The sequence below is a fragment of the Lysinibacillus sp. DFXJR4 genome (genome assembly GCF_057196045.1).
This window is the reverse complement of the sequence record NZ_JBXUNW010000011.1, coordinates 1-12471: the sequence shown is the minus strand read 5'-3', so window position 1 is coordinate 12471 and position 12471 is coordinate 1. Positions and strand designations below refer to the sequence as shown.

Below are 12471 nucleotides of genomic sequence, written 5' to 3'. Positions count from 1 at the left end.
CCTTTTACGTACGTAATAATGATTTATTATATCATCGAGAATTAATTCTTCAATATTATTTGAATAAATGTTAAAGAAGGCTGATAAATTATTATTTATATGTAAAAATAAAGGAAAGAGTAATATTTATTTAGGAGCGAATTTTATGGAAAAATATTTTCTGAGCTTTATAGAAACAGTGCTTCCGAATGCTGCAAAATGTGCGAAGCAAATGGAGCAATTATTTTTTACTGATTTGAATAGTGCACTGTCGAAAGCCCGATTATTTATTGAAGTAATAGTTAATTCAGTATGGGAAATGGAAAGGTTACCGAAGTATACGAATCAAAACTTAGCAGAAAAGATTCACTATCTATATGAGCACGGTTATATTGAAAAATCTATTTATCAATCGTTAGATGTCATTCGTCGTTCGGGTAACAGTGCGGTTCATAATCCGGATCATAATGACATGAGTGCAGCATACAGTGCACATAAGGAAATGTATAATCTCGCTAAATGGTACTTTGAAGTTTATACGCATGATGAAAGAATGCTTCCTCTTTATGAGTTACCACAAGTACCAAAAACATCTGAGGAATTAATAGAAACAAAAGTATTGGCGATTTTAAAGAATATGGCATTAACCAAAAATAAGCCAATAGAGCAAATAACGTCTGAAGAAAAAGATTATGCTCGAGAAGAAGCTCAAAACCAACTGGCTTATTTATTTGAAGAACCTGCCGATAGTTATTTGATCAGAGAATTAAGTCGTTTGAGGATTTCCTCTGCTGAAGCAGTGGAAAATGCAAATACATTTAGTGCATTTAAAGAATATTTGCATGTAAAGCGCCCTATTCAATCGAAAATAGAAGAAGTACTTGAAAAACGAGCAAAAGAACAAAAAAGTAATTTAATTTTACTTTGTGGCAGTGTTGGGGATGGGAAATCACATTTGCTGGCTTATTTAAATCGTAATCGAAAAGATTTAATGGAAGACTATTTGATTTTTAATGATGCAACAGAGAGTTTCTCTCCTTCTAAAACGGCACTTGAAACATTAGAAGAGATTTTGAAAAACTTCTCAGATCAACACTTTGAGGAGAAAAAGGAAAAAGTAGTTATAGCAATAAACTTAGGTGTTTTAAATAACTTTGTCAATCGGGAGCATAAGCATTTCAGCTATAATAAGTTAAAACAATTTATTGAACAAAGTGATTTATTTACATCGAAAATTTTAACACATGCAGAAGAAGGACCATTTGATTTAATTTCCTTTGCTGATTATCAAATGTTCGAACTAACGCCGTCTGGTGTTGAGTCGAATTATTTTTTAAGCTTAATCCAAAAGATCTGTGTAGTAAGTGACGACAATCCTTTTTATCTAGCTTATAAAAAAGATTTGGAAGAAGGTAAGTCAACAATTGTTCATGAAAATTATAAGTTTTTATTTGATGAGTATGCTCAAAAGCAAGTTGTACAACAAGTGATTGAAGTAATGATTCGTTATAAACATAGTGTATCATCTAGACACTTTTTAAATTTTATAGCAGATATTTTAATTCCTTATGATTACAAAGAACGTACTAATTACAATCATTATGATAAGTTAGCGAAAACATTACCAAATTTACTATTCAACAGTAAAGGCCGTTCGCAGTTACTCGACTATTTATATTTATTAAATCCGTTGCATTTTCGAACAAGAGCTGCCGATGAACTATTAGTGACACTGAACACTTTATCTGATTGGAATGGATTGATTGAAAGTCGACTGCTAAATGAAATAGCAAAATCATGGGTTAAACCACTTGCTAATGAAGTAGATGCTATAAATGAAGTCTTTGAGCAACTTATTATGCATCTCGTATCAACAATTTATTTAACGGATGAAAGTTTTGTAAAAGAGTGTACGAACGAAGTATATGAAAAGTATTTGGATTATTTATATAGTTTCAATAAACATCAAGTACCGAAAATTAGAGAGTTTTACCGTCTTTTAAAAGCGGCGATTTTTAATTGGAGAGGTACGCCACTTACAGACCATATCTATTTAACTCGATTAGAAAATGACTTTGCGCTTGTCCAACATTTAAGGCTGAATCCATATTTGGAGGAAATAAAAAGCCCGAATGAAGTTAAGCTTCCAACATTTAAAACATTTATAACTGTTAAGTATGTAAATCAAAATAAATCTGATTTTGCAGTTTTAGATATAGATTATTCTTTATTCCAACTGTTACATAAGGTAGCAAATGGTTATCGTCCGAATAAAAAAAATGAAGAAGATGCAACAACATTTATTGAGTTTTTAGACAAACTAATGGAGTTTGGAAATAAAAATGAAGAGTTGATCTTTGATTTAATTGCGGAAAATAAAAAATATCGATTAACAATCGATGAGTTTCAAAATCAAGCTTTTGTATTCGAGAAGGTGGATTAATAAATGGAACATGTACTCTTAGTAAATGAGATTCAATTCCCAGCAGCGCCAAAACATATTCTAGCAAAACCAAAAAAGGTATTTCCTTTTTTAACAAAAAACACAGCGCAAATTAAAGGGAACTTTAATGTTGTTGTAAGTGATTTAGCTAGAGCAGTTACAAACTATAAATTAAATACCCGAAAATTGGATGAATTACAATTCCATCATATTGAAGGTTCATATAAACTCAGTGAATTTATAGCCAATACCGATAAAGTGGATTTTCCAAATGATGCAGCGAAGGTAGACTTTATTCGTTTAATCGATACGTATTTATTTAAAGGGGATCGTATTAATATCGTTCATACGTATCTTTATAATTTTATTGACGAGAGTGAAAAGAATCAAAGTATATTACGAAACATTGCGGAATTTTTAAAGAATAATATCATTGGAAATGATGATCAACTTGAAGAAATCTTCAAAAATAAACAAACTGATCACGTGTTGATGAAGTTAATTATTGGAGAAATTGAACATTTAATTGTGGAAAAGGAAGAATCAAATAAGAAACAAACATACGTAGATATATTACCTGAGTTCACACTATTATTTAAAGAAGATTTAAAGTTTTTAATGCAGCATAGAGATTACTTCATAAGTAATTTTGAGATTTTCTTAAATTACTATACATTTATGTACAGTATTCAATGTTTATTACAATTTGAGCGTTTTATGAGAGGAAGCTCGACACAAATTAAACCATTATATTTTGCACTTGAATGGGAATCAGTAACAAAAAAACGTATATGTTCAAGCAGTTATAAAAGAGTAAAAGAAATGGCATCTAATTTATTCGTGCATGAATATGTGTTGCAACTTTTAAGTCATAACATTTTCAATAAAGATGAGTCAGGATATGATGTTATGAGTTACAATGCACTGCTAGCAAAAATAGAAGCCCATGGTGAGTCTTATATTGAACGTTTTAAAGAAGACCTAAAAATATTAATAGTGACATATGTAGAATGGTCGGAAAAAAATGAACAAGCATTAGGAATGCCTAACGATATAAAAGATTTATTACAATTACTCTTTAATTTAGTAAGTGAAAGAATGCATGTTAATGCAAAGTTGAGATTCGGCCAATCAATTGATTATTTAGGACAAGGGACTTTTTTAAAGTCGCGTGGTAACTTAGGCAATATATTAAATATGTCTCATGACTTTTTAATTTTAATGACAAGTGTCATCGTTAAGGATAAGCGTATGTCTTTTAAAACGCTACTAGAAGAATTCGAAAAGCGAGGAATTACATTCGATCGATATTCAATCGAAGAGATTCTTGCATTATTTGAGAATCATAATATTTTAGACAAAAAAAGTGATAGTGGTGATGTTCAATATGTCAAACCAATTTTATAACTATATAGCTGAAGAACTCATTCAGTATTGGAAAAATCCTAATAATAATATTCAGCCAGGGAATCGCTTTTTCTTACGCTTTGACCAGGCAGATGAAGTAAAAGCCATGACAGAAGCTTTGAAAACGGTCGAACCGAACATTGTACAAAGTTTTCAATATGAGCATGAGTTCGGGAATTTATATGAAACATTTGCGTTGCAATTTGAAGATGTAAAGTTAGTTGTAGCTCATACAAATGAATATGTTTTAACAGATTATTTAGCGTTGATTCGAAATCTTGTCAGTGAACAAAAAGATGATTGGAAAAACACAGCTTTAATCAGTATTGTATCTGAACAATTAGATACGATTCCTGGAGGAAGCTTAGATGTACAAAGTGAAGGAATGCCATTACATGTTGTTTCATTATCAGAAAGCTTAAGCGGTAAAATTTCAAAAAGTTCTCTAAAAAAAGCAGAAAAGCTTATATTAAATGATTACCTAGAAAAAATGATTAACGACCATAAATTAATTCGATTATCTATTTTCGAACTAGAAGAAATTTTAACGACTTTATATAAAGGTGAAATTGAAGCGGCAGATTATCGAAGCTTAGGGATGTTCAATGATCCGGATCTAGAAACCTTTTCAGGTAAAAGTTTGAAGAATAGGATAGCTGAAAATAGAGAACTATACGACTTGGTACGAGGAGCAAATGAATACGGCAATACAGAAGAAGAATTGCAAAAATGTTTCACTGTAGACGGAGCTAGAGAAATGCAGGGTGAAGGTTGGGAAGATACACCTTTTACGGAGGTTTCAAAAAATCGTCAGAAATTTTTAACTGAAAATAAATTGGCAAAAGTATCACTTATTGATGTGCAAGCAGAGGACAAGCTTGAGGTATGGAATCGTGAACACGCAGCTACTTCTTCTGGGCGAAGAAAGCGACATATTATCGTCTTTAATCCAGAGCATAATAAAGAAGTTTTATTAGTAGCTAAATTCAATTTGGAAGGCCAAATTAAATCGTTAAATGCAAAATTTGTTAAGCAAGCCAAAAGTGTGAAGGAAGTAGAAGTAGATGTGAAAACTTCGAATATCCATATAAAAATTCCTACGGAAAATAAAAAGCCAGTATTCGCTCAATTTTCATATAAACATGATGATCGCGTAGCTTTAGGCGCAGAGTTCATTATTTGTATTTTACCAATAGCAAGTCATTTGCTAAAAGGTGTAGAAGCTCATTACAACATCGAGGCCAAAAAAGGGAAAATTTCAATTCCTTTAGGAAGTAATAAATTAAATTTCGGAACAGGTTATCCTATAAATGATTTAGTGCTTGAAGATAATGATGTGAATTTTGATGTTGAAGAATTGGGAACGTACAATGTTTCGATTAACCCGATATTATTTGAAAATGAAGCTGATATTACGTTTAGTTTGAGCGCAAATGACACAGTGGTGCCTATTTTAGTGAATAGTGATTCAGTAGATTCTATACCTATAACAGGACAACGGATTTGGAAGATTATACGAGAAACGAAATCTGATATGGTTTGGGTGAAAGAGTTAAATCGTTTAATGCATAATCATCGAGAGTATTATATTCAATCTAGCTATTTAAATTACTTTGAATGGGAATATAAATGGATCGACAAAGCATTCCGTTTTGGTAAGTTGGAGTCGGGTATTTTACAGCCGATTACTGTTGAGTTAAGTGAAGAGTTGAGAGAAGCTTATAGCCGTTTTATTGCATGTTTTAAAACAGCGACGAAGATTCCAAGTTTAACGCATGTTTCAGACGAATACGCGCAGCGTGCAAAAGAATATATTCAAGCTTACATTAAAGAGATTGATAGTTTCGCAGAAGGGAAACCTGCTGGTAAAAAAGGCGTAAATTTATTTCAATTAGGCGTTATTGAAGCGAAGGATACGCTTTATATCACTCCATTCCATCCTTTAATGGCGGCTTATAAACTAAAAATCTATGAAGAATTAGGTTCAGAGGAAATTAATAATCTTATTTTGAGTCGACTTTCACCAGAAGCATTATTACCATTTGTTGAACGAAACGAATTATTTCGCCCTCAACATCAAGAGGATGCTCCAGAATGGTTAGTTTTAAAGTCTGTAAATAAAGTTACAGCAGCAGATTCTGTTCAATATCTAGCAAATGTTATTTCAGATAAAATGAAGCAGTTTAAAGAGCACTTTGGATATTTATTTACACCTACTTCTAAAGCGCCTATCTTAATAAATGTAATGAATCTGCCTGATGATAAAGAAGTGTTAAAAGGTATTTTAAGCTTCATGCTTAAAGAAATGGCGTCTAAAGGTTTAACTTATGTGAAGCCAATTGAAGTAACACTTTATACGGATTCACTTATTACAAGTGCATTTGAAAAGTTTGCACAACTTAAAACAATTGAACAAGTTGAAGCCTATACAAATTTAAAATTTAATGTTTCAAAGGATATTGATAGAGAAGCCGCAGTGCGAATTATTCGTGAGAATTTATTGTTTTATAGAAGTACAAGTAGTGATCATGGCTGGAATTTACATTATGCACATATTACATTTTATAAAATGTATGCACAAGAAAGTTCAGCAATACAATCTATGAAAGAAATGCGTTCAGATATCGCCTTAAACGGTCTTTATGCAAGTGTGCCTGCTATGCGCGATGCAGAAACTTATAAGTCTGGTTTCGGTGTAAAAGGTTATTCAATTGGAGAAAACGATTATTTAGTAGAGACAGCCTATTACGTGAATGAGTTAGTAGGGAACTCTCGTAATAAGGGTAATGATTCTTACATTAAAGCAAATACAGTATTATCGCGTGTAGATACTGAGGATGAGACGACTTTATTAGAAATTTTCGAGAACTCACATTGGGTAACATTCATTGATCCGACTGTAGATTTAGCTTTTTTCAAAGAATTTAATAACAATTTAGTAGTGATTCATTATAGCGATCAGTATACATCGTCAAATAAATTTGACGCAATTACTGTAACAAATAAATCTGAACAGTATTATGAAGTCATTAAAGAGTTTTTAACGAAAAAGGATATCGAAGGTTCTAAAAATAATATTTTAAATACAATTCAAGCTTTTAATACATTTAATGGAGAATGGTTGCTTAGAATTATTGGTTCAAAGGGATATGCAGATCGTGAGAAACTAAGTATCATTTCAGCTATTAAATATGCACTGGCAATTCTAGATCATCCAAATATTAAGTGGGTACCTATTTCACTAGAAGAAATTTTACGTGTTGCAGGTGTATTTAATTTATCGAAAGCAGGAGGAATCTTCTCTGCGAAAAACTTAGGTTCTAAAGGTCCAACAAGCGATGATTTATTATTAATTGGTTTAGAGAATTATCAAGAAGAATTAATTATGCATTTCTATCCGATTGAAGTTAAAATCGGCATAAATGGAAATGACGTTATTAATAAAGCAAAAGAACAAGTAAATAAAACGAAAGACTTGTTAATGAATGTAATAGTTAATGATTATGTAGGTACATTTAAAGAGAAGTTTTATAAAAATTTCTTTGTACAGCTTCTACTGTCAAACGCTAATAAAATGGTGCAAGGTGATATTTGGCCAAGTAAGGATTATCAATTATCAGATGTTATTGTCGAGAAACTAGTCAAGCTTGATTTTAAAATTACAGATCACCTTACTACGATGATTGGTAAAGGAGCTGTTGTTTCATTTAAAGATGGTATATCTGCTCGTTCATCTTACGTAGAAGACGAAATTCAAATGATTGAATTCTCAATGGAAGATGGGTTTAATGGTATTGTCAAGCAAATGGATGAAATAAATCAATGGTTACACGTTGAAGAGACGGATTTTCTTAAAACAAGATTTTTGAAAAAGTTGTATAGTGAAGGCACGATGGTAGATTTGGTGCAGAAAATGCAGAAACCTGTCTTAAGGTTTGAACATGAGCAACCACAATTAGAAATCGTCAAGCAGATACAATCAGAAATAACCAATATTGAAAAGCTTGAAGTAGCCTCAACGATTGAAACACAACCAGTCCAACTTGTAGAAAATACAGAAATGGTATCAGAAAAAACGAATGTTTTAACAGTAGTAGTAAAGGAGGAGCCTAGGGAGATGGTTCAAACAAAACTCGAAGAAGTTCGAATTTTATTAGGTAAACCTGAAAATTCGAATAAAGATATTTATTGGGAATATGGTCATAATGAGTTAGCAAATCGTCACTTACTAATTTCAGGTAAATCGGGTCAGGGCAAAACGTACTTTATGCAATGTTTATTGCTAGAGAAATCAAAGCAAGGCATCTCAAGTGTCATTATTGATTATACAGAAGGTTTTTTACCGAACCAGCTAGAGACGTCATTTGTTACAGCTTTAAGCGATAAATTAAAACAACGCATCGTTTATACGCAAAAGCTCCCAATTAATCCTTTTACTCGCAATATACGTAACATTGGTGGAATTGAGCTTCCAGAAACGGATACAGATATTGCTGAACGAGTGAAGAGTGTATTTGCTGCGGTGTATCCCACATTAGGTATTCAACAACAAAACATGCTATATGATCGGATTCTAGTTGGATTATCTCGCTATGATCAAAATATGACCTTGCGTCATTTGAAAGAGTTACTAGAAGAAGAAGGATCAAATACAGCGCTAAAAACCTTATCACAGTTAAGACCTTTAATTGACCGTGAACCTTTTACAAATGAAGAGTCAATTGACTGGAAGAAACATATTGAATCGGATGGAGATGTGTTTGTTATTCAGTTGACAGGCTTCCCTCGAGATGTTCAATTAATTATTACAGAATTTATTTTATGGGATTTATGGAATTTCTCTATTCGTCAAGGGACTAAATATAGTCCAATGCCTGTTATTATGGATGAAGCGCAAAATTTGGACCATAAAGAGGAGTCTCCATCTGCACGTGTATTAACAGAAGGACGTAAATTTGGTTGGTCAGCTTGGTTTGCAACACAATTTTTAAAGGCCCAAATGGAGCCAGGAGAATTAGCGCGCTTACAAAATGCAACGCAAAAAATTTACTTTGCTCAGTCAGATGAAGATGTTAGTTATATTGCTAATACATTAGTAAATGAAGAAGGCGATCGTAAATATTGGGAAAGCAAATTGTTGAACTTAAGAAAAGGGCAATGTATCATACAAGGACCTCAATTAGAAAATAATAGTGGACTTTCGAAACCACGTACAGTAGTTGTGAATATTACATCTTTAGAGGAACGTATTTAAAAAGCGGCTGCACCAAAAGATTTTTTCTCTTTTGGTGCAGCCATTTTCTTAAATAAGAATTGCAACACGGATATCTTCAAATGATGTTTTATTATCGATTTGCATTTGAATAATACGTATGCCTTTTTCAATATAAAAAGCAAAGTAACTGTTAATTTCTATATCTGATATTACTTTAGTATGTTCGTTAATGATGAGGTGTTTAAAGAGTAGATACTCTTTATCGCGAATAATATTTTCAGGAACTAACCATTGATCTTTACTGTTGAATTTTTCATTTCCTTCACTTGCATTGCTGAAGGCAATACCTTTAGCTAAGGCCAGTTTAATAATTGTAGGGGTTTCGTTAATATCTAAAATTAATTTTAGTGAGTCGATTAGTTCTTTAGCTTCTTTAGAAATATTAAATTTACTATTGCCCAAATTATTTCACATCCTTAATGAAATTAAAATATCCGTCGCGAATGATAGTATACTTTTTCTTCTCATCATAATCTAGTACATATTGTCGAGCAGAGCATTCGGTCATTAAATCGATGTATTCACGTGTGATTTCTGTATCGGTCGATAAAATGACGACTTGATCGCTCAAATGTCTATAATAATATTCTATTAAATGCGTTCTATGTTGGCTATCAAGGCGCCCAAGAGGTGTATCGATGACTACCGGTAATTTTAAGTTTGATGCTCGTGTTAATGCCCAAATAAGTGACGAAGAAATCATTTGCATTTCACCAGCAGAGCGATCCTGAATACTAATCTCTTGCATTTTGTCGTTGTATAAGCGGACACTAAAAGTTTCAATATCAAACTCGATTTTTCCAAATTCATCTTGTTTTCGGAATAGCTTTTTCAGCATTGTTTCGAATTCTATTTTTATAACGTTTGCTTTATGCAATGTATATTCTTCTTCATATCTAATCAGGGCTTTGATTGTACGATCTAAATATTGCATTTCTGCAAAAAATTGATCAGCATTTCCACCTGTCACCTTATTTTTAGATAATTGCGATTCTAAAGTACGTTTTTCATCGCTTAAACGTTGTTGCTTTTTTAAACGCGAATTTTGAAGAAGCTGCTCTTGGCCAATTGATTGAGTTAGTCTTTCAATTTGTTTTTCTTCTTCCCTTGTATCTGTTGCTTCTGGCGCATTTTGCAACTGTATCATAATCTGTTCATGTTCAGTGTTTAATTTATCAATCTCATTAATATGGCTAATTAAAGGTGTTACAGATTTTGGGGTTAAATTCATTAAATAGTTTATATCACTATTATTTAAATCATGTAGTTCCTCTAAATATTGTAATGGTTCTGCCTGTTGTGCCTGTTTTGCAAACCAAATCTTTTCACCTGCTTCTTTTAATTGTTTAATTTGCTCATTTGTTAATGAAGGTGTAGTTTGTGTTTGGATTAGCTGATTTATAAAGTCTTCATATGGTTGAAGTAAAGTTGACCGCAATGTCTTGTGTTCACGATATTTTTTTTCATCTGTAATGCGTTTTTTTAAAGCGATAATCTTTTTAGATAATATTATTGAAATCATATTATCTTGGAAATGTTTAGTTAGTTGTTCTTGCTTTTCTTTAATTTGTGCTTCAATTTGGCCAATTTTTTTAGAAATTGTTTCGCGAGATTTTGAGTTATTTAATAATTTTTCTTGGCGAACTTTTGTTAAATGGTGTTGATCATATTTTAATTTTAATAATTTGTCTTTGCTGTTATTAACTTTAGCTGTAATATCTTCAAGTTGGTTACAAACTTCTGTAAATTGTTTTTGCATTTCATCAATTTTGGCGGAGTTACTCGACTTATGAATTTCTTTTAAAAGACGATTTTTCAATGAATTTAGATCATCGATTAACTGTGTGTTGGATTTCATACCAGTAATTTTTTGAATTGCATTTTTCATCTCTTCGGTGTTTTGCTTTTCAATTAAAACTCGAATTTCTTCTCCATCAAAAATAAAGAATGGCGCAGCATAGAATGGTATGATACGATCAATAAATTGATTGAATGTATCAATGTTTTCGATATTTACTTTTTTGGGATATGAGTCAGGTCGCTCTTTAATTGTTAATTCTCGAACTTCATGCCCAATTTTTTTATAAGCATTTACATACCATTTCACAGAAAGAATCCATTCAGCACCAGAATCTGTTTCTAAGGTAAGTGAGATAGAGCATTCATTTCCTCCTTCATCAAAAAAGGTATTGTTAATTACATTAGAAAATATTTTTACATATTCTTTTTCGATTTCACTTGGATTTGTGCTGGTTGAAATACCGCGCTTCCCATATAAAATGTATAGGATTGCTTTTAAAAAAGTGGTTTTACCAGCTCCATTTAAGCCGCCAATTAAAATAATATTTTTATTTTCATCGTGCGAATTATGGATTGTTAAGTCAATCTCTTGAGTACCATAATAAGTTTTATAATTTTTGAAAATTAGTTTTTTGAAAATCATTTTAAAAACTCCTATTTAGATAAATGATTTACAGCAAATTTTATTAATCCATAATACTCGTCCATTCTTTTTCCAGACATTGTTTTTTCATAAGAAAAACGATTTGAGGATTTTAAAATATCTGTAATTGTTTTTGAAGAAATGTTATGTTCTTCAGCCAAAGATTCAATTAAATTTTTTTCGAACGTTTCCATATAAAAATCTCCTTCGTTAATATCTAGAAAATAAATAGATGCTCCTATCGGTAAGTAAGGTATGAAACTGTTTATCATATTTAATATTACAGTATATATATATATTTACCTATATGGAAACAAAACTTTTTATAATTCAATTTTATCAAACGTGAAATTAACGGATAAAGTGTGCTAAAAAATAATAAAGCAGACTTTTTTAACATTCTTTCTAGAATGACTTATTAATAATATAGTTGATGCATAATTATAAAATTTGTTAATTATACGAACGGGGCAGGTTAGTGTAAGAAGTAACTGTCCCTTGTGGTAAATTTTGTTACAAATGAAGGTGAAAAGGAGAAACGAAGAAAAAAACTTTTAACAAGTTAGAGAAGATTCAAGTTGTTATTGTTAGCGTCACTTTACTACTAGCAATACTTGGATTTGTTTACGATAACTTAACGAAAACCGCAATCATATTAATCTCTATAAGTTTGCTTGTGAATGAGGTACGAAATTTAAGTAAAGACGAAAATTCCATTTTTTTTGTGTGATGATAGTAATGGCAATACTATTGATTTTCCTTTCAATCCAACAGTTACTGAACTAACGGAGGCGATTATTCAATAAGAGCAGTCACTTCTTGTGCTAACGGCGCAAATTAGTTAAACTATGATACTATGTCAAGAAAATGGACAGGGAAAATTGAGATTTTGCTTTAAATCTAAGCGCGCTATCGCTTGCTCGC

General features: G+C 31.6%; 6 protein-coding genes. 3 read left to right on the top strand and 3 right to left on the bottom strand.

Annotated features, from left to right (window positions below; genetic code table 11):
* The first annotated feature begins 145 nt into the window (after window positions 1–145).
* From dptF to dptH, 3 genes are read left to right on the top strand one after another with little or no spacing between them, the layout of a single operon-like run.
* A complete protein-coding gene (gene dptF / locus AC2CGN_RS18160; RefSeq protein ID WP_484515389.1) occupies window positions 146–2422 on the top strand; it encodes a DNA phosphorothioation-dependent restriction protein DptF in 2277 nt (758 codons plus the stop codon).
* Window positions 2423–2425: 3 nt separating this feature from the next.
* Entirely contained in the window at window positions 2426–3829 is a 1404-nt protein-coding gene (gene dptG, locus AC2CGN_RS18155) for a DNA phosphorothioation-dependent restriction protein DptG (protein WP_484515388.1), read from the top strand.
* Entirely contained in the window at window positions 3810–9083 is a 5274-nt protein-coding gene (gene dptH / locus AC2CGN_RS18150; protein WP_484515386.1) for a DNA phosphorothioation-dependent restriction protein DptH, read from the top strand. Before dptG ends, dptH begins: the two co-directional genes overlap by 20 nt.
* Window positions 9084–9131: 48 nt before the next feature.
* On the opposite strand, the gene AC2CGN_RS18145 is transcribed toward dptH, so the two are convergent.
* From AC2CGN_RS18145 to AC2CGN_RS18135, 3 genes are read right to left on the bottom strand one after another with little or no spacing between them, the layout of a single operon-like run.
* A complete protein-coding gene (locus AC2CGN_RS18145; RefSeq protein ID WP_484515384.1) occupies window positions 9132–9506 on the bottom strand; it encodes a hypothetical protein in 375 nt (124 codons plus the stop codon).
* A gap of 1 nt (window position 9507) precedes the next feature.
* Window positions 9508–11547 carry a DNA sulfur modification protein DndD gene (dndD, locus tag AC2CGN_RS18140; protein WP_484515382.1) on the bottom strand — a complete coding sequence of 680 codons (2040 nt, stop codon included), beginning with the start codon at window positions 11545–11547 and terminating at the stop codon, window positions 9508–9510.
* Window positions 11548–11558: 11 nt separating this feature from the next.
* Complete coding sequence (locus AC2CGN_RS18135; RefSeq protein ID WP_484515380.1) at window positions 11559–11741, bottom strand: DNA modification system-associated small protein; 183 nt, start codon at window positions 11739–11741, stop codon at window positions 11559–11561.
* Window positions 11742–12471: the final 730 nt, after the last annotated feature.

Excerpts from the sequence above, each read along its gene's own strand:
- dptG (WP_484515388.1), top strand. The coding sequence starts at position 2,426 with ATGGAACATGTACTCTTAGTAAATGAGATTCAATTCCCAGCAGCGCCA.
- dptH (WP_484515386.1), top strand. The coding sequence starts at position 3,810 with ATGTCAAACCAATTTTATAACTATATAGCTGAAGAACTCATTCAGTAT.
- AC2CGN_RS18135 (WP_484515380.1), bottom strand. The coding sequence starts at position 11,741 with ATGGAAACGTTCGAAAAAAATTTAATTGAATCTTTGGCTGAAGAACAT.
- dndD (WP_484515382.1), bottom strand. The coding sequence starts at position 11,547 with ATGATTTTCAAAAAACTAATTTTCAAAAATTATAAAACTTATTATGGT.
- dptF (WP_484515389.1), top strand. The coding sequence starts at position 146 with ATGGAAAAATATTTTCTGAGCTTTATAGAAACAGTGCTTCCGAATGCT.